Source organism: Bacillus sp. ISL-75 (genome assembly GCF_018613095.1).
On record NZ_JAGGQX010000077.1, the window covers coordinates 1 to 18984 of the forward strand.

21 protein-coding genes, 1 tRNA gene, 1 rRNA gene and 2 pseudogenes are annotated in these 18984 nt (G+C 36.8%); 23 read left to right on the forward strand and 2 right to left on the reverse strand.

All coding sequences use genetic code 11. The features are described from left to right. The first annotated feature begins 30 nt into the window (after positions 1–30). The 4 genes from rrf to J7E63_RS26630 all read left to right on the forward strand — a co-directional run bounded on the left by rrf (position 31) and on the right by J7E63_RS26630 (position 1836). Positions 31–147: ribosomal RNA gene (gene rrf / locus J7E63_RS26615) — 5S ribosomal RNA — on the forward strand. 41 nt (positions 148–188) lie between these two features. Continuing rightward, positions 189–262, forward strand: a tRNA-Met gene (locus J7E63_RS26620). 985 nt (positions 263–1247) lie between these two features. Beyond that, on the forward strand, positions 1248–1643 hold the full coding sequence (locus tag J7E63_RS26625; RefSeq protein WP_251033801.1) for a helix-turn-helix domain-containing protein: 396 nt from the start codon (positions 1248–1250) through the stop codon (positions 1641–1643). Further along, entirely contained in the window at positions 1636–1836 is a 201-nt protein-coding gene (locus tag J7E63_RS26630) for a hypothetical protein (RefSeq protein ID WP_215018018.1), read from the forward strand. The genes J7E63_RS26625 and J7E63_RS26630 overlap by 8 nt, the downstream gene beginning before the upstream one ends. A gap of 14 nt (positions 1837–1850) precedes the next feature. Here the strand turns inward: J7E63_RS26630 and J7E63_RS26635 are convergent, their stop codons facing one another. Then, positions 1851–2030, reverse strand: a complete 180-nt coding sequence (locus J7E63_RS26635; RefSeq protein WP_215018021.1) for a hypothetical protein — start codon at positions 2028–2030, stop codon at positions 1851–1853. A 242-nt stretch (positions 2031–2272) separates the two neighbouring features. On the opposite strand from J7E63_RS26635, the gene J7E63_RS26640 reads away from it, so the two are divergent. The 8 genes from J7E63_RS26640 (at position 2273) to J7E63_RS26675 (ending at position 10294) form a co-directional block, all read left to right on the forward strand. Further along, on the forward strand, positions 2273–2500 hold the full coding sequence (locus J7E63_RS26640) for a hypothetical protein (RefSeq protein WP_308162030.1): 228 nt from the start codon (positions 2273–2275) through the stop codon (positions 2498–2500). A gap of 240 nt (positions 2501–2740) precedes the next feature. Continuing rightward, positions 2741–2875, forward strand: coding sequence for a BA3454 family stress response protein (locus tag J7E63_RS26645; protein WP_215018027.1), 135 nt, complete (start codon positions 2741–2743; stop codon positions 2873–2875). 42 nt (positions 2876–2917) lie between these two features. After that, positions 2918–3589, forward strand: a complete 672-nt coding sequence (gene rpiA, locus J7E63_RS26650) for a ribose-5-phosphate isomerase RpiA (protein WP_215018030.1) — start codon at positions 2918–2920, stop codon at positions 3587–3589. A 92-nt stretch (positions 3590–3681) separates the two neighbouring features. After that, positions 3682–5190, forward strand: coding sequence for a glucose-6-phosphate dehydrogenase (gene zwf, locus J7E63_RS26655; RefSeq protein WP_215018113.1), 1509 nt, complete (start codon positions 3682–3684; stop codon positions 5188–5190). A gap of 23 nt (positions 5191–5213) precedes the next feature. Further along, positions 5214–7211 carry a transketolase gene (gene tkt, locus J7E63_RS26660; protein WP_215018033.1) on the forward strand — a complete coding sequence of 666 codons (1998 nt, stop codon included), beginning with the start codon at positions 5214–5216 and terminating at the stop codon, positions 7209–7211. 60 nt (positions 7212–7271) lie between these two features. After that, entirely contained in the window at positions 7272–8165 is an 894-nt protein-coding gene (gene gnd, locus J7E63_RS26665; protein WP_215018036.1) for a phosphogluconate dehydrogenase (NAD(+)-dependent, decarboxylating), read from the forward strand. A gap of 32 nt (positions 8166–8197) precedes the next feature. Beyond that, on the forward strand, positions 8198–8857 hold the full coding sequence (gene fsa, locus J7E63_RS26670) for a fructose-6-phosphate aldolase (RefSeq protein ID WP_215018038.1): 660 nt from the start codon (positions 8198–8200) through the stop codon (positions 8855–8857). A 99-nt stretch (positions 8858–8956) separates the two neighbouring features. Further along, the gene (locus tag J7E63_RS26675; protein ID WP_215018040.1) at positions 8957–10294 is read left to right on the forward strand and encodes a glucose-6-phosphate isomerase; all 1338 of its coding nucleotides are present in this window, start codon (positions 8957–8959) and stop codon (positions 10292–10294) included. 460 nt (positions 10295–10754) lie between these two features. Here the strand turns inward: J7E63_RS26675 and J7E63_RS26680 are convergent, their stop codons facing one another. Beyond that, complete coding sequence (locus J7E63_RS26680; RefSeq protein ID WP_215018042.1) at positions 10755–11249, reverse strand: hypothetical protein; 495 nt, start codon at positions 11247–11249, stop codon at positions 10755–10757. 237 nt (positions 11250–11486) lie between these two features. Between J7E63_RS26680 and cdaS the strand changes: the two genes are divergently transcribed. The 11 genes and pseudogenes from cdaS to wrbA all read left to right on the forward strand — a co-directional run bounded on the left by cdaS (position 11487) and on the right by wrbA (position 18857). Next, positions 11487–12110 carry a sporulation-specific diadenylate cyclase CdaS gene (gene cdaS, locus J7E63_RS26685; RefSeq protein ID WP_215018044.1) on the forward strand — a complete coding sequence of 208 codons (624 nt, stop codon included), beginning with the start codon at positions 11487–11489 and terminating at the stop codon, positions 12108–12110. 57 nt (positions 12111–12167) lie between these two features. Then, positions 12168–13493, forward strand: a complete 1326-nt coding sequence (locus tag J7E63_RS26690) for a glycoside hydrolase family 18 protein (RefSeq protein ID WP_215018046.1) — start codon at positions 12168–12170, stop codon at positions 13491–13493. 200 nt (positions 13494–13693) lie between these two features. Further along, the gene (spxA, locus tag J7E63_RS26695; RefSeq protein WP_215018049.1) at positions 13694–14098 is read left to right on the forward strand and encodes a transcriptional regulator SpxA; all 405 of its coding nucleotides are present in this window, start codon (positions 13694–13696) and stop codon (positions 14096–14098) included. 96 nt (positions 14099–14194) lie between these two features. Beyond that, positions 14195–14617 carry a MarR family winged helix-turn-helix transcriptional regulator gene (locus tag J7E63_RS26700; protein WP_215018051.1) on the forward strand — a complete coding sequence of 141 codons (423 nt, stop codon included), beginning with the start codon at positions 14195–14197 and terminating at the stop codon, positions 14615–14617. A gap of 62 nt (positions 14618–14679) precedes the next feature. After that, the gene (locus J7E63_RS26705) at positions 14680–15078 is read left to right on the forward strand and encodes a DoxX family protein (protein ID WP_215018053.1); all 399 of its coding nucleotides are present in this window, start codon (positions 14680–14682) and stop codon (positions 15076–15078) included. 90 nt (positions 15079–15168) lie between these two features. Continuing rightward, positions 15169–16107 carry a ring-cleaving dioxygenase gene (locus J7E63_RS26710; protein ID WP_215018054.1) on the forward strand — a complete coding sequence of 313 codons (939 nt, stop codon included), beginning with the start codon at positions 15169–15171 and terminating at the stop codon, positions 16105–16107. Between the two features lie 13 nt (positions 16108–16120). Then, positions 16121–16718 (forward strand): annotated as a pseudogene (locus J7E63_RS26715) (flavin reductase family protein). 40 nt (positions 16719–16758) lie between these two features. Next, a pseudogene (locus tag J7E63_RS30255) lies at positions 16759–17063 on the forward strand (VOC family protein); the annotation flags it as partial. A 21-nt stretch (positions 17064–17084) separates the two neighbouring features. Then, positions 17085–17699 (forward strand): alpha/beta hydrolase, encoded by a 615-nt coding sequence (locus tag J7E63_RS26725; RefSeq protein WP_215018058.1) that lies wholly within the window; start codon positions 17085–17087, stop codon positions 17697–17699. 26 nt (positions 17700–17725) lie between these two features. Continuing rightward, positions 17726–18145, forward strand: a complete 420-nt coding sequence (locus J7E63_RS26730) for a DoxX family protein (RefSeq protein WP_215018061.1) — start codon at positions 17726–17728, stop codon at positions 18143–18145. A 46-nt stretch (positions 18146–18191) separates the two neighbouring features. Continuing rightward, complete coding sequence (gene wrbA / locus J7E63_RS26735) at positions 18192–18857, forward strand: NAD(P)H:quinone oxidoreductase (protein ID WP_215018063.1); 666 nt, start codon at positions 18192–18194, stop codon at positions 18855–18857. The last annotated feature ends 127 nt before the right edge of the window (positions 18858–18984 follow it).

Below are 18984 nucleotides of genomic sequence, written 5' to 3' on the forward strand. Positions count from 1 at the left end.
TTTTGAGGGAATGATACCTCAACAAAATAGTCTGGCAGCAATGGCGAGAAGGTCACACCCGTTCCCATACCGAACACGGAAGTTAAGCTTCTCAGCGCCGATGGTAGTTGGGACACGCGTCCCTGTGAGAGTAGGACGTTGCCAGGCTGTTTAATTTAATATTAAACAAACGTAATACTTTTTATTATCGCGGGGTGGAGCAGTCTGGTAGCTCGTCGGGCTCATAACCCGAAGGTCGCAGGTTCAAATCCTGCCTCCGCAATCAAGCGCATCTACTCATATAAAATACATAGAATTACATAATTTTTATTCGCCTTAAGGAGCTATTCTTAAGGTTTTTTTTATTCCATGTTAAATAAATGGAATATTATATTTGTTATAAATTTCAAAAACGAGTACTCTAATACTTACTTGGGGTGATCTTTAATAAAATGTATTGAAATAGATAAAATCATTCTGATTGCATTTCGGATTGTTTTTTTTCCTGATAAGCATCCTTGGTTTATTCCTCATGAATCAAGAAATCTTCCTATCTTCCTATCTTCCTATTCTTCTCCGTGGTTTACTTCCGAATAGTTCAAACATAAAACATTCTACCTTATTAAATCGAGACTATCTGTATGAATAAGACTCTGAAAAATATACATATCGAATTTGGAATTTTATTAAATTGGACTTTGAAGTTTGATATCTGTATTAACTACAAAAGGTTATTTAAACGTATCCCAATCTCGACAATTTTTTTGCTTCAAGGATGGAAAAGTCCTTTATAAGCAAGGGATCATACCAAAACTAAACAAACGTTTGATTAACAAAGGAAAAGGGAAAAAAGGTCGAAGAATGTAAGATTACGATGTTTTTTCTAATTTTTGAGAATTAAGAAGAAAACTACAAAAATCGCGTGACAATCTTTTTACATGCTAGGATGAAATATTCCTTTATAAGCAAGGATTCATACCGGAACTAAACAAACGTTTGATTAACAATGGAAAAGAGAAAAAAGGTCGAAGAATGTAAGATTACGATGTTTTTTTCTAATTTTTTAAGAATAAGAAAATAACTCCAAATAAATACACAGATAATTCGTGACAAATTGAAATTATAGCTCTAGAACAACTTGTGGCTGCAAAAAAAATTTCTAATTTCAATATGTGCTAAATTCACATCTACTATTATATACACGCCCGGACAAAGTATAGTTTATAATTCAAGTAACACCACCAAACGGTCAGCAAGGAGGGTTTGTTTTGAAGGATAATATAATAAAGGAAAAAGAGGTAAAATCACGCAACCGAGATAACTTTTTAATCAAGCAGCGTGCGTTTGTGAAGCTGTATTTGCTCTCGTGGATCGAGCAGGGGAGACCATACGGCCAAGAGATGTTGGATGATTTTTATGAAACATTTAAATATTTTAATTATAAGCCCAACCATTCTGAAGTTTACAAAGGATTACACGAACTGCTGGATGATGGAATCATCACAAGGTCTCGCATTATAAAAGAGGGGTCAAAGCGCCAAGAGCTTAAGGTATATGAAATCGCCAATAAGGATGAAGTTAGACGGTATAAGAAGCAAGTTAAAGAAGATTTAGACCGCAGCATAGGCCTTTTAAATAAAGCAGTTAGAGATAATTATGTATAAACTAATCTATGATAAATATTTCCGCAATATTAGGCGCTCCAAACGATACCTTATCGAAGCTCAAGTCGGTAAGAATCCGGATGTAGTCGTAGTTACAGACAACGGAGAAACGTTTTACAGCGTTAGTAAAGAAGTTTATATTAACGAACTGATTCCATTGGATTATGAAATCGCAGCAGCAGACGGAGAGTAATCTCCGTCTTTTTGTTACAACTCGATATCCTTAACGTTTACATAATATTCCTCGATAAATTCAACGATACCCACCAGTCGTTTTATTGCGTACTCCTTATCCGGACTCTCATCCGCAACCAACTCCGCAGCTAGATTCAGGACCTCCGATTTAATTCTAGATATTGTTAGTTTCGCCTCTAATAGCTCATTCAATAACTGGCCTCCAATGACATCAAGTAATGTAAATAGTTAAATTTTCCTGTGTATTCACAAAATCCAACTACAGTTTAGGAATGTGTATACTTAAACTGTATTACATTTTGAAATGATTGATATTATAAGGTGTTGTTGTTTTAACCTTAGGTGAAATTTGTTGAGTTTGGGCGGCAATTTGCTATGTTTGGTGGCAGATTGGTGGCAACCCTTGCAAAATTAAGGGCTGGGCTGTTGGTGTCATTCGAGAATCAAAAATGGATATAGAAGGGGTTAACCTCAATGGTCGTGCCAATGCACATGGCCATCTCCTTGGGGCAACCGGAGCAGTGCTTATGACAAAACTCGTTCACGTAATGAACACCAGGAAGAAACAATTTGGCATTGCAACACTATGTGTCGGGAGTGGACAAGGAGTGCCGGTTTTACTGCATAATAAAGAAAATACATTGTTTAAAATTAGTAAATAAATAGGTTTGGTTACCAAAAAATAGGGGGATAAATTGTAATTTGATTTATCCCCCTATTTTTTATTATTTCATATTACTAATTTTATTTATAAATTAAAAATCTCTAATTCGAGATATTTTACTTGACGATATTTTCGCAAGAAGGTATTATGGTTACATAAAGTAACCGGGACTATTTTTAATTCCTTGGTAAAAAAAGATTATCAAAATGTAAAATAAACAAAGAATAGGGTGACAATTATGATACAAGTAACTGTGAAACTCCATTATAAAGGAAAAAATTATTTAACCAATGTAATTGTTAAAAAGGACACACCTGAAAAACGGATCTTGAATATCGCACAAGAGCAAATTAAGAAACAATGGTTAAATTAATAAAGTGATCTCCAGACCTTTAAGTGAAAGGGGCAAAAGGCCTTGAATGAAAAACAAGAAGTTGGAGAGAAAGCTGTAGATTTTGTAAGAGAAGGGATGGTAGTTGGATTAGGAACTGGCACTACTGTTTTCTATACCATTTCAAAACTTGGAAAATTAGTTCAACAAGGATTTGCTATTAAAGGTATCCCAACGTCCAAACAAACGGAAAAATTAGCAATGGAATTAGGGATCCCTCTTGTTTCCTTTAATGAAATTGATCATATTGATCTTGCCATAGATGGTGCGGATGAAGTGAATTGTGATTTAGACCTGATTAAAGGAGGAGGCGGAGCCCTTTTAAGAGAGAAAATAATCGCAAAAGCAGCTGAAACTTTTATAGTAGTAGCTGACCCACAAAAAATTGTCAATAAATTAGGGTCCTTCCCACTCCCAGTCGAGGTGGTCCCTTTCGGATTTGATATGACAATGAAACATATACATGAGATTGGAGGCAGTCCTAAGTTGCGAGAAAAAAATGGGATTCCTTTTATAACAGATAACGGTAACTATATTTTTGACTGTAGTTTCCCCAAAATAAGGTTTCCTGAAGATTTAGAAAAAAATCTTAATATGATACCAGGTGTGGTCGAAAATGGACTATTTATTGGAATGGCTGACATTGTCATTACCTTGAATCACGATAAGAAAATTACCATATATGAGCGGAGCTAGAGTGGGTAAGAATAGGAAAGATATGATTTTTTGAGTTTACTTTAAATTAAAGTAATGTTTATCAATTAATAGGAGGACTTAAATTGGAATCAATGACCTTTGTCTTATTTGGGGCAACAGGGGATTTAGCGAAAAGGAAAATTTTCCCTGCTCTTTATAATTTGTATTTAGATCAAAAATTACCTCAATCAATATCTGTTATTGGGCTTGGAAGAGGTAACTTATCTCAAAGTGATTTTCAAGAAAAAGTAAAAGAGTCTATATTAACCTTTTCACGCCGTTTAGAACATGATGCTGCGAAAATGGGAGATTTTCTAGATGCTTTCCAGTATAACACTTTAGACATTAACAATACAGGAGATTATCAAAAATTACTACAGTTGGTTAAGCAAAGAGAAGAGGAACTGCAAATAAAGGAAAATCGAATGTTTTATCTTTCTGTTGCCCCAGAATTTTTTGACATTATTGCTTTGAATATCAGGGATAGTGGATTGGGAGCAACGAACGGTTGGAAACGTTTGATGATTGAAAAACCATTTGGGCATGATCTTCAATCTGCCCGTCAACTAAATAAAAAATTAAGTTCTGCATTTGAAGAAGAAGAGATATTTCGAATTGACCACTACTTGGGTAAGCCAATGGTTCAGAATTTAGAGGCACTAGAATTTGCGAATCCAGTCTTACAATCAATATGGAATAGAGAACATATCGCTAACGTTCAAATTACTGCGAGTGAAACGGTAGGGGTTGAGACAAGAGCTGGTTATTACGATCAAGCAGGAGCAATACGCGATATGGTTCAAAACCACATGCTGCAAATGCTAATGATGATGGCAATGAATCTCCCCAAAAAAATCAATGCTTCAGAAATCAGGAATGAAAAAAGGAAGGTAATGGAAACTCTCCGACCAGTAAAAAAAGAAGATGTTCAAACCCAAATCGTTCGTGGCCAGTACATTTCTGGTGAGATTAATGGTCAAAGAGTTCCAGGGTATAAGGATGAACCTGGAGTGGATCCTTCTTCCAACACTGATACATTTGTTGCTGCTCGAATTTGGATTGATAATCCGTTTTGGTCTGGTGTTCCCTTTTATATTCGGACAGGAAAAAGAATGAGGGAAAAGTCCACTCGTATAGTAATCGAATTTAAAAATACATTAGATTTACACTATATAAACGATAACCAAAAAGTAGAGCCTAATTTATTAATCATCGAAATAAGCCCAGGCGAAAATGTCTCACTACAATTAAACAGTAAAAACCCGATGAATAATGGAAAAATCGAACCTGTTAGAATTAATTTTTCTTGTGAGGATTCAGTAGGCAATGGCTTAGGAGTACCTGAGGCTTATGAAAGGCTAATTTATGATGCTTTAATCGGAAATTCTACATTCTTTGCCCATTGGAAAGAAGTCGAATTGTCTTGGGAATGGGTTCAACCAATTCTTGATGCATTCGAGAAAAACTTACTCCCACTACATGAATATTCATCAGGTTCATATGGTCCGGATGCCGCAAATACCCTTTTATTAGAAAATGGGTTTGAATGGTGGCTAGATGAAAAAGTTGAAGTAAATAAAGAGAAGGTACTTCAGAAATAAAGGTATCCAGGAGGATTATTAAAATGACACAAAACATTGATAACTTAGCAGTTACTACCATTAGAACATTATCTATCGATGCCGTTAATGCAGCAAATTCAGGTCATCCTGGTCTCCCGATGGGGGCAGCACCAATGACGTATGCATTATGGGCAAAACATCTTAATCACAACCCTGAAAACCCAAAATGGTTTAACCGCGACCGATTTGTTTTATCTGCAGGACATGGATCCAGTTTGCTGTATAGCATGCTTCATTTAGCTGGATATGATGTCACGATTGATGATTTGAAAAACTTTCGAAAATTAAATAGCAGAACGCCGGGGCATCCTGAATTCGGTCATACAGCTGGCGTAGAAGCAACCACGGGTCCATTAGGGCAAGGAATTGGGAATGCGGTTGGTATGGCAATCGCAGAAGCACATTTAGCAGCAAAGTTTAATAAAGAAGGTCACCTGGTTATAGATCACTACACCTATGCGTTAGTCGGAGATGGCGACTTAATGGAAGGTGTTTCCTATGAAGCGATGTCGATGGCTGGTCACATGAAACTTGGGAAGCTGGTTGTATTATATGATTCAAATGAGATTTCACTAGACGGGGAATTAAATGCATCGTTCTCAGAGAATATTGAGAAAAGAGCAGAATCAGCCAATTGGCACTATTTGAGAGTGGATGATGGAAATGACCTTGAAGCCATTTCTAACGCCATTGAAGCTGCCAAACAAAATTCAGCCAAGCCAAGTTTAATTGAAATCAGAACGATTATTGGATATGGCAGTCCAAAGGTAGCAGGGACCAATAAAGCACATGGGGCACCACTGGGAGCAGAAGAAGGAAAAGCGACAAAACAAGCCTATAACTGGCTATATGAAGAAGATTTCTATGTTCCAGAGGAAGTAAAGGAGCGCTTTGCGCAAATAAAGCGTAAGGGCATTGATACTGAACAAAACTGGAATAACTTATTCCAGTCTTATCAGCAAGAATATCCAGAGTTAGCTGGTCAATTAACAAATGCGATAAATGGAAAAGTTCTGATTGATACAAAAGATTTATTAACATTTGACACTGGGAAAAGTATATCAACACGCGTTGCCAGCGGAGAAGCAATCAACCATTATGTGAAATCTGTTCCAGCAATCTTTGGCGGGAGTGCAGACCTTTCCCATTCTACAATGACGGAAATTAAAGCTGAACAAATGTATGCAGTTGAATCATACGGTGCACGTAATGTTTACTTTGGTGTCCGTGAACATGCAATGGGAGCAGCAGCCAATGGAATGGCCTATCACGGTGGTGTGAAACCTTTTGTAAGTACATTCTTTGTTTTTAATGATTATCTTCGTCCGTCTATCCGTCTGGCGGCACTATCAAAGCTTCCAGTCATCTATGTGTTTACACATGACTCCATTGCAGTTGGTGAGGATGGTCCTACCCATGAACCGGTTGAGCATCTGGCAGCACTTCGTTCCATACCAGGTTTAACGGTGATCAGACCAACGGATGCAAATGAAACTGCAAATGCTTGGGCATATGCGCTTCAGCAGACAGAAGGTCCGGTTGCATTGATCTTAAGCCGCCAAAACTTACCGGTCTTTAATGAGACAAAAGCTAATTTGGAGAACCTATCTAGAGGAGCATATGTACTAGAAGAAACAAATTCATCACCTGACGTAATTTTAATTGCTACAGGTTCTGAAGTATCGTTGGCTGTAAGCGCAAAAACAGAACTCGAAAAGGAAAATATCTCTGTGCGTGTTGTTGCTATGCCAAGCTGGGAATTGTTTAGTCAGCAATCAACGGAATATAAAGAAGAGATACTCCCTTCTTCAATTTCTAAACGAGTTGCCATAGAAATGGGTATTTCGCTTGGATGGGAGAGGTTTGTGGGATTTGAAGGGAAAATCCTTTCCATAGAGACTTTTGGTGCCTCAGGTGATGGAGCTGCAGTTATGAAGCAGTTTGGATTTACGGCTGAAAATGTTGTACGTATTGCGAAAAGTGTCTTACAACATTCTTAAGTAGAAGGCTGTCACACGAACGAAATAGAACAAATTATTTACACATTGGAGGAGAACATAATGAAGGTCGGACTTATTGGTTTAGGAAAAATGGGATTGAACTTAGGGCAAAATTTAATGGATCACCAGCACGAAGTGGTAGCATTTGATGTTAATCCAAGTGCAGTAGAGAATATGAAACAATATGGAGCAACTGGTGTATCAAGTTATAAAGAACTCATTCAGTCCTTAGATCATCCAAGAATTGTCTGGATCATGGTCCCTCATGTAGTGGTTGATTCAGTTATTGGTGAGATCTTACCGTTTTTAGAAAAAGGTGATATTGTCGTTGAAGCAGGTAATTCCCACTATAAAGAATCGATTCAACGCTACAACGAATTAAAGGAAATTGGCGTGAGATTTATGGACGCTGGTACTTCAGGCGGTATGGAAGGTGCTCGAAATGGCGCTTGTTATATGATTGGCGGTGATCCAGAAGCCTGGGAAGTGGTTGAGCCCCTTTTCAAAGATACAGCAGTGGAGAATGGCTTCTTATATGCCGGTAAGGCTGGAAGCGGGCATTTCTTAAAGATGGTTCATAATGGAATCGAATATGCCATGATGGCTGCTATTGGAGAAGGCTTTGAAGTACTGGAAAAAAGTGAATTTGATTTTGATTACGAAAAGGTCGCACGAGTTTGGAATAATGGATCCGTTATTCGTTCATGGCTGATGGAATTAACAGAAAATGCATTCTCAAAATATCCAAATTTGGATGAAATTAAAGGGATTATGCATTCCTCTGGTGAAGGAAAATGGACTGTAGAAGCAGCTTTAGACCTCAAAACAGCCACACCAGTCATTGCCATGTCATTATTAATGCGATATCGCTCCCTTGAAAATGATACCTTTACAGGAAAAGTTGTAGCTGCACTAAGAAATGAATTTGGCGGACATACTGTCGAAAAAAAATAAAATTCACTTAAAAAAATTGGAGGAAAAACACTATGAAATTTTTTATCGATACTGCAAACCTAGAGGAAATCAAGAAGGCCTATAAAATTGGCGTGTTATCAGGTGTTACAACCAACCCTTCATTAGTGGCTAAGGAAGGCGTAAAATTCGAAGATCGTATTGCAGAAATCTTAAATGCAGTTCCAGAAGTGGAGTCAGTTTCAGCGGAAGTAACACCTAATGCTTTAACTGCTGACCAAATGATTGCAGAAGCAGATGAGCTTATTAAAATTAACGGCGGCGATAAGAATATTACAATCAAAGTTCCAATGACACTTGATGGACTAGAGACTTGCCGCTATTTAACTAAAAAAGGTGTTAAAACCAACGTTACCCTGATTTTTAGTGTGAACCAGGCATTGTTGGCGGCGCGTGCAGGAGCTACGTATGTTTCTCCATTCTTAGGCCGTTTAGATGATATTAATGAAGATGGTGTAGAACTTGTCGCAAAAATTGCCCAGATGTTCCGTGTTCAAAATCTAGATTCACAAATCATTGCAGCATCTGTTCGTCATCCTGACCATGTAACCCGCGTAGCGTTGGCTGGAGCTCACATAGCTACAATTCCATTTAAGGTCATTGAGCAATTATCTAAACATCCTTTAACAGACCAAGGTATTGAAAAATTTGCGGCTGACTGGAAAACTGTCTAAAAATTGCTGAAATCTGAAGGGCGTTATCTCTTATCCTGGTAAGGTTAGGAACTAACGTCCTTACAAATTATTTAAATGAAAGAAAGAGGAGAACCAATAATGGCTATTACTTTTGATTATTTTAATGCATTATCTTTCATGCAGCAGCATGAAGTCGATTATTTAAGTGAATTTGTGAAAACAGCACATGAGATGCTCCATGGTAAAAAAGGACCAGGATCTGATTTTCTTGGATGGGTAGATTTACCGCATAACTATGACAAAGAAGAATTTGCAAGAATCAAAGCCGCTTCAGAAAGAATTCGGAGTAATTCGGACGCATTAATCGTAATCGGAATTGGGGGCTCTTATCTTGGTGCTAGAGCTGCTATTGAAGCACTTTCTCATACGTTTCATAACCAAATGGATGACAAAACAGAGATTTATTTTGCTGGACAAAATATTAGTGCTACATATCTAACCCATTTATTTGATGTGATTAAGGACAAAGATATTTCAGTCAATGTCATCTCAAAATCAGGTACAACAACAGAGCCTGCTATTGCGTTCCGAATTTTCCGGGATTATTTGGAGCAAAAGTATGGTAAAGAAGAAGCGAAAAAACGTATTTATGCGACAACAGATCGTGCTAAAGGTGCCTTAAAAACGCTTGCCGATGAAGAAGGATATGAAACTTTTGTTATTCCTGATGATGTTGGCGGCAGATATTCTGTGTTAACCGCAGTAGGTCTATTACCAATCGCAACCGCAGGATTAGATATTGATAAAATGATGGCAGGTGCAGCAGCTGCTGCGGATAAGTATAATAACCCGAACTTGGCAGAAAACCAAAGTTATCAGTACGCGTCAGTCAGAAATGCACTTTACCGAAAAGGAAAATCGATTGAACTCTTGGTGAACTTCGAACCTGCCCTTCATTATGTATCTGAATGGTGGAAGCAATTATTTGGTGAGAGTGAAGGAAAGGACCAAAAAGGGTTGTATCCTGCTTCTGTTGATTTCACCACCGATCTTCATTCCATGGGTCAATATGTCCAAGAAGGACGCCGGGACCTTATTGAAACCGTTGTATCAGTAAAAGAACCTAAAACAGATATTACTCTTGGGACTGAAGAGACTGATCTTGATGGATTGAATTATTTAGCTGGCAAGACAATGGATTATGTTAATAAGAATGCTGCACAGGGTACGGTTTTAGCCCATGTTGATGGAGGAGTTCCAAACTTATCCGTGGAGTTGGATCAATTAAATGAATATACCTTCGGTGAAATGGTTTATTTCTTTGAGAAAGCATGTGGAATCAGCGGCTTGCTAATGGGAGTAAATCCTTTTGACCAACCAGGAGTAGAGGCGTATAAGAAGAACATGTTTGCACTTCTAGGAAAACCCGGATATGAAGCAGAAAGAGAAGAATTACAAACACGCATTTCTAAATAATAGTAAATGAAAGCACTCTTGTTTTAGAATAACCGATTCTGTTATCGAGTACAAAAAATTAAATAGCACACTAATAAGCGGTCCGATTCGCAAACGAATTGGACTGTTTTTTTGTTGATATGACAGGATTTTCAGGCGAATAGAGAGTAAAAAAGCACCGTGATTGTGTTGATGAACTTAGCAAAGATGGTTATATACTTGGACAAGGTTACTACTATAGCAGACCATTGAAGGTGGGAGCATTTGAGGAGTTTATGACAACTATTCATGAAGCGTCATAAAACTTGAAATAGTGAGTAAGACAAGAGAGTTGCACTTCGGCAGCTCTTTTTTGTTGTTTGTATTTCAAAACCGAACCCGTTGGTCTTAGATGAGGGTGCTGCTTTTTATGCAGTATGACCTATTAAAATTAAAAAAGGAGAAAGGCCAGTTAAATGGGGGCTTTTCTCCTTCCAAAAAACTAAGCTATTTTTTCCATTCGAATTGTGAATTTAACATCTTCCTCACTTACATTTAATAATCTTTCCAGCACAGCCAGTTTAGCCTTTAATTCCTTGATTTCCAAGCTGCTAACTACATTTACTTTTCTTAGGTTACCTATCAAATCTGATACCACTTGTTTAAAAGTTTGAGAATCAACTAATAAATATTGAATTAATTCCATTGCTGCTTCTTTTTCATGTATATTTTTGACTGCAAAGATACTTTGGAGATCAGGATCTAATACAAAAAGAGATTGTAAATCTTCTGAAATTCTTATATTAATGTAACTTTTTTTATTTCCATAATACTCATTATCCCTAATCCGAATTAAATCAAGTCCAATCATAAATTCATAAAAAGGAGTGTACTTATCAAGAGTACGGAACTCGTTAATTTCAATGTTTGATTTTTCTTCTATAAATATCTCTTTTTCAGATCTAGTTTGAATTACTTTTGATTCTAACATACTCATTTTCCTTACCTCGCTTCTTAAATTAATGTATATAAAAAGTAACATGTATACTTTTAATAACCTAAATGCATTATAGTAAATTTAGGCGGATAAATCAATTAAAGTTGCATGAAAATTTTTAGGGAATGTCCATCTATATTTCTTAAACACCAAACTAATACTAATTCTAACGTGTAATAGTAAATAAAAAATATAGGAATAAGTTTTTAGCCAATAAATATTTGGAGGAATTTCTACATGGAGAGTAATTGTGATTTTTCACCATTGAAGCAAAATTTAGAGGATGGTATTAGATATATTATTGATTTACTCCATTCCAATTTAACTGTGCTGGGTAACGAAAACTACTGTGTATTAGGAAGTCTAGAGGATGTAAAAAAACATTTAATAAAAATTGAATCCATGGCAGCTTCCTATTATTTAAATTGCTATTTATCATCCTTTACTGATACATATGAAGTTTTATCTCAATCGGTTCAGTATTTATCAAAACAAAACCATGGTGCACTCATAGTAGTTGAACGTGGTGATGCTATTGACACAATCATACAAAACGGAACAACAATAGGAGCTCTTGTAACACCAAAATTATTGGAAGCCATTTTTTACCCAGGGAACCCATTACATGATGGGGCAGTTTTAATACGAGGAAATACAGTCGTATCGGCAGCAAATGTTCTTCCGCTGACAACAATTGTAACAGAAGAAAAGAAACTTGGAACACGTCACCGGGCGGCACTTGGAATATCCGAAAAAAGCGATGCACTTGCTCTTGTTGTTTCTGAAGAAACGGGTAAAATTTCATTTGCGTTAGATGGGAAACTATATCCGATTAACACAAGAAACCCGATTTTGTTCTAAAGCTCAAAAGGATTTACAAGGTAAAAACATAGTACAAATACATAAGGAGGATTATTTATGGTAAAAAATTTTAAAATATTATTAATTTCAGTTTGTATCATTATGTTGACCCCAAGTTTGACAAATGCTCAAGTCATTCATGAAGTGAAATATGGAGATAGCTTAGGTAAAATATCAAAACAATATAAAATTAACAAAGACGAACTTGCAAAGGTAAATGGTTTAGCTAAAAATAAGGGACTAGTTCCTGGGCAGGCAATGTTAATACCGGGTTCCACTTACATCGTGCAGCCAGGAGACAGCGTTTGGGAGATTGCAAAACGACATGCAATTAGTGAACAAACGTTAATGAACCAAAATGGGTTGAAAAGTAGAGTGATTGTTCCTGGACAAAAATTGAATATCCCCCATCCACCCAAAGTGGATGTTTGGACTGGAACCTACTTTGTTCCAAAAGATAAGAACACGAATACCTGGATGATTAATAATTATAAAAGTACCCTTTCTAGTATTTTTGTGTTTGAGTATAAACCTAATGTACAAGGCAATCTGATTGAAGTGCAAGAGAATGAAGCACATAAAATCGCATGGAAAAAGAATCTGACTCCATATGCTACTTTATCCAATTTAAGCGAAAAGGGATTCGATCCTGAGCTAATTCATACATTAATTAGTACTGATTGGCAGAGACAAAAATTTATTAACAATATCTATTCCCTTTTGGATAGCCACGACTATAAAGGTGTTGTTATCGACTTTGAACAAGTTAGACCTAAAGATCGAAGCCTCCTTAACCAATTTATTAAAGAATTGGCTGAAAAACTCCATCCAGCAGGAATGGAGGTCATGATGGCTGTCCCGCCTAAAAAAGGAGACCAGGAGCCATCCTATTCAGCAGGATATGATTATCAAACGCTTGGAAAGTATCTGGATAGGTTATTTTTAATGACTTATGATTGGCATTGGCCGGGAGGCCCATCAGGCCCAATCGCCCCCATTGAAAAAGTAAAAGCAACACTTGATTATGCTGTATCCGTTGTAGATAGAAAAAAGTTGATGCTTGGAATTCCTCAGTATGCTTATGATTGGACAATAAAAGAGGAGAAACAGTCCGGAAAAGCTTATTCAACCCAACATGCCATCGATTTATATACAGGCTATCAAAGTGCTGTGCATTTTGACGAGAAGGCTGCTGCACCGTGGTTTCGTTATGTAGACAATAAGGGAATATTACACGAAGTGTGGTTTGAAGACCCACGAAGCCTGCTTGTAAAGTTCCGGTTAGTTCGGCAATATGGACTAGGAGGAATGGGATGCTGGCATCTGGGTTTAACGATGCCTCAAACTGAGGAAATGCTGCTAGAGGAATTTAATGTGCAGTAAACCTGCTCCCCTTTATGAAAATTTCATAAAGGGGTTTTATTTTTAGTCTAATATTTGCTGTTGACAAAAGGAGAAGATGATATATAATAAAAATATCCTTAATCTGAGATATCTAAATTAGAGATAATTTAAATTAAGATATATGCGTAGGCTAATTGATATCAGTCGAACTGACAAAAAACATTAGGGGAGTGTTAATAATGGTTACTTTATATATATCACCTAGTTGTACTTCATGCCGAAGAGCTAAAGCTTGGTTTGATGAACATCAAATTCCTTACAAAGAAAGAAATATTCTTTCTGAAAAGCTTTCAGTAGATGAGATTAAGGATATCCTTCGTTTTACAGAAGATGGCACAGATGAAATTATCTCTACAAAGTCAAAAACTTTCCGAAAGTTAAATGTAAATATCGACTCTCTTTCACTTCGAGAATTGTATAAACTTATTAATGAGAATCCTGGGTTATTAAGAAAACCATTAATCCTTGATGAGAAAAGATTACAAGTAGGCTTTAATGAAGAAGAAATACGGAGTTTCTTGCCACGTAAAATGCGTGTATTCCAACTTGATGAAGTATATAACTTTATTGAAGAAGCTCAATAGAGGAAAAATAGATATTAGCTATTTTGTAAATATGTATTGACGTTATCTCTAATTGAAGATATATTAATTCAGGGTATTTGAACAGGAGGTGTAAATATGGAAAGGAAATGTATCAACCAGCCATTTTTGCTGCTAATGCAAACCTCAAAAGCCATTCAGGAACGGATAAGAGATGAAATGTCCAAAAATAATCTTAGTATAACCGAGTTTTCCGTTTTAGAGGTACTTTTCTACCAAGGAAAACAAACCATTCAGCAAATTGGAAATAGAATCCTGATCTCAAGCGGCTCGATGACGTATGTAATTGATAAACTTGAACAAAAAGGAACCATAAAAAGAAACAACTGTAGAGAAGACAGGCGGGTTATTCATATAACCTTAACTGCAGAAGGATTGGAAATGATGGAAAACATCATGCCGAAGTATCAAGACATGGTTGATTCTTTTTTTGGAGATTTAACTGGTGATGAGCCCGAGTTGATGGTCAACTTTTTAAAAAAGGTTAGAAACAGAGTGTAATAATAAATTTTTTTAAATTAATATCTCGGATTCGAGATAAATGAAAATAGGAGGAAAATAAAATGATGAGTATTGGATTATTGATTATTAGGTTAGTGATTGGGCTGTCTTTCATGGCTCACGGTGCACAGAAATTATTTGGATGGTTTGGTGGTTACGGCTTAAAGGGTACAGGAGGCTGGATGGAGTCGCTAGGTTTGAAACCAGGTGTGATGGTGGCCCTCATGGCAGGATTAGCAGAATTAATTGGGGGATTGTTGTTTACTTTAGGGCTTCTTACTCCTCTTGCGGGGATCATGATTGCAGCTACAATGGTAATGGCAATTGTAAAGGTTCATGCTCCTAATGGATATTGGGCAACACAAAATGGATACGAATTTAATTTGACGTTGATAGCGGTTGTAATTGGTTTAGCATTAATTGGACCTGGACAATATGCATTGGATGCATTTTTATTCTAAAATATCTCGAATTAGAGAATCTTGATTTATAAATATTAATAATATTTTAATCAATTGATAGATATTATAATTTAAAAGGAGTGTTTCAAAATGAGTAAAAAAACAATGGGTATTCATCATATCACTGCTATTGTAGGTCATCCACAGGAGAATGTTGATTTTTATGCAGGTGTTTTAGGATTACGCCTAGTGAAACAAACGGTAAACTTTGATGATCCTGGCACGTATCATCTTTATTTCGGAGATGAAGGAGGAAAACCTGGAACTATCATCACATTCTTCCCTTGGGCAGGAGCTCGTCAAGGAACGATTGGAGATGGTCAAGTAGGAGTAACCTCCTATGTTGTTCCTAAAGGTGCCTTAGAATTTTGGGAAAACAGATTAGCAAAGTTTAAAGTTCCTTTTACTAAAATGGAAAGATTCGGCGAGAAATATTTGGAATTTGATGATCCGCATGGTCTTCACCTTGAAATTGTTGAAAGGGAAGAAGGCGAAGTTAATAATTGGACCTTTAGCGGGGTAACACCTGATGTTGCTATAAAGGGATTTGGCGGAGCCACTCTTTTATCAAGTCAGCCTAATAAAACGGCAGATTTGTTAGAAAAAGTTATGGGACTTGAACTCAAGGGTAAAGAGGGAGATTTCGCCCGTTACCGTTCTTCAGCTGATATCGGAAATGTTATTGACCTAAAATTAACGTCGATGGGACGTGGGCGTATGGGTGTGGGAACCGTACATCATATTGCTTGGCGGGCTAGTGATGACCAGGATCAATTGGAATGGCAAAAGTATGTTGCTGCAAATGGATATGGCGTCACTCCTGTACAGGATCGAAACTATTTTAATGCAATTTATTTTAGAGAACACGGGGAAATCCTATTTGAAATTGCAACAGATCCTCCAGGGTTTGCCCATGATGAATCACAAGAAACGATGGGAGAGAAGTTAATGCTGCCTGCACAGTATGAAACACATAGGGAACAAATTGAACGTGGGTTGCTACCATTTAAAGTAAGAGAATTAGACTGATTTTACGCTTTCAATCGATCCAGACTCATTGTCTCAAAAAGAAAATTATAAGTTTCTAATTGGCAGTATTATTCCAAGACCGATAGCTTTTGTTACCACGCTATCGAAAGATGGAATTTTAAATGGTGCACCCTTTAGTTATTTTAATATTTTTCGTCAAACCCCCCGATGGTTTCTTTATCCATTCAGCGAAAAGAGGGGCGGCAAAAGGATACAGCAGAAATATTTTGGAGTCAAAGGAGTTTGTGATTCACATTGTTGATGAACAAAATGTTGATAAAATCAATCAAACAGCAGCAAGTCTCCCTCCTGATGAGAATGAGATAGAGTTAGCTAATTTAACACCAGTAGAAAGTGTGAAAATTTCTGTACCAGGTGTAAAGGAAGCCAAAATTCGAATGGAATGTTCTTTGGAGCATTCCATTGAATTAGGTGGTTTGGATTCGCCAGGGTGTGATCATTTTATTGGGAGAATCGTTCAGTTTCATATTGAAAGTGACATTTATGAAAAGAGAAGAATAGATCCAAGGGGTTTAGTAGCGGTAAGCCGATTGGCTGGCACCAACTATGCAAAAATTGGTGAGTTGTTTACTTTTGAAAGACCTAAATAAAACATCAAAAAAATCCTGAGGTGAACCGGAGGGAAAAACAATGCAAAAAACGTTAGGTATCCATCATATCACGGCAATGGTCAATGATGCCCAAAGGAATATCGACTTTTATGCTGGTGTGTTTGGGTTAAGACTTATTAAAAAACAATCAACTTCGACCGTCCTGAAGTGTATCACCTCTATGTTGGAAATGAAATGGGTGAGCCAGGAACGATTATTACCTTTTTTCCTTGGGAGAAACAGTTAAAAGGACGAATTGGAACAAGGCAGGTTAGAGTAACGAGTTACATCATCCCAAAGGGCAGTCTTCCATTTTGGGAGATTCGATTGAAAAAATACAACATTGATTCTGGAAGGAGATAAATAATGAAACATATATTCAATAAGGGACAAAATCCGACAAAACCAACGTTGTTACTGCTTCATGGTACTGGAGGCAATGAATTAGACCTGCTGCCACTTGCAGGAATGATTGATGATGAGGCAAATGTATTAAGTATTCGTGGGAATGTATTAGAAAATGGCATGCCTAGGTTTTTCCGCAGATTAGCAGAAGGTGTCTTTGATGAGGAAGATCTTATTTTTCGAACAAAAGAATTAAACGAGTTTCTAGATGAAGCTGCCGAAAAGTATGATTTTGACCGCGATAATATTCTTGCTTTAGGTTACTCAAATGGAGCAAATATTGCTGCTAGTTTATTATTTCACTATCAACATGCATTAAAGGGTGCGATTCTTCATCATCCTATGGTGCCGCGAAAAGGAATTGACCTTCCTGATTTAACAGGGAAATCAGTATTTATTGCAGCGGGGACAAATGATCCCATTTGTTCCCCTATGGAATCTTCAGAGCTTCAGTCTTTATTAGAAAAGGCAAATGCGAAGGTAGAACTTCATTGGGAAAATAGAGGCCATCAATTAACCAGTCAAGAAGTAGAAGCTGCCGCAAATTGGTATCGAAAGCATTTTATAACTAAATAAAATAACTATACGGGAGAATTACGAAGATGTTAAAAAATGAAATTGGAGCACTTATTTTACGCGTTACATTAGGAGCAATATTTTTTATTCATGGAGTTGTAAAGTTTCAAGGTGGAATAGAGAACACGGCCGGATGGTTTGAAAGTCTGGGCTTACCAGGAGTTACGGCATATGGAGTTGCTTTACTCGAAATTATTGGAGGGATCCTATTAATCCTTGGATTGGCAACAAGACTAGTAGCAGCTTTGTTTGCATTATTGATGATCGGAGCAACATTAAAAGTAAAACTAGCAATTGGTTTTTTAGGCAATGGTCAAATGGCTGGTTATGAATTAGACTTAGCATTCTTAGCTATTGCCGTATATCTTGTCATTAATGGAAGCAAGCTATTCTCATTAAGTAAACTAATCTTTCAAAGGGCTTCAACCAATGCAAAAGCACTTTAATATAAATAAAAATTAAAAATAAGTAAATAATAGGCGGTGTAACAACATGGGTTTTTTATCCAAATTATTTGGAAATTCAGCAAAAGAGGAGAATGAAAACGTGACAAATGTAAAACTGGCAGTTATTTATTACAGCATGGGTGGAACAAACTATCAATTATCAAAATGGGCAGAAGAGGGTGCAAAGGAAGCTGGTGCTGAAGTAAAAGTATTAAAAGTACCTGAACTTGCTCCACAATCAGCTATTGAAGGGAATCCAGTTTGGAAATCTCATGTGGAAGCAACAAAAGATGTACCTGAAGTGAAATTAGAAGATCTAGAATGGGCAGATGCAATTATTTTCAGTGTGCCTACTCGATTCGGCAACATTCCAGCTCAAATGAAACAATTCCTAGATACAACTGGTGGTCTTTGGTTTAATGGGAAACTAATGAATAAAGTTGTAAGTGCAATGACTTCTGCACAAAACCCTCACGGCGGTCAAGAGGCAACTATTTTATCACTTTATACAACAATGTACCATTGGGGGGCAATTGTGGCCGCTCCTGGTTATACAGATCCCGTTACATTTGGAGCTGGCGGTAACCCATATGGAACAAGTGTTACAGTTGGTCAAGATGGTAAAATGATTGAAGATGTTCAAGCAGCTGTAAAACATCAAGCAAAGCGTACTGTTACAGTTGCAGAATGGGTAAAAAAAGCGAACCAATAAAAACTAAATCAATTAAAAAAGCTAATCGGAACTTTTCGATTAGTTTTTAATTACATAGAAAATACTTTTAAACTCGAGGGAATAGTAAATACTACCCAAAGAAATCATAGGTAGGAAATTATATTTA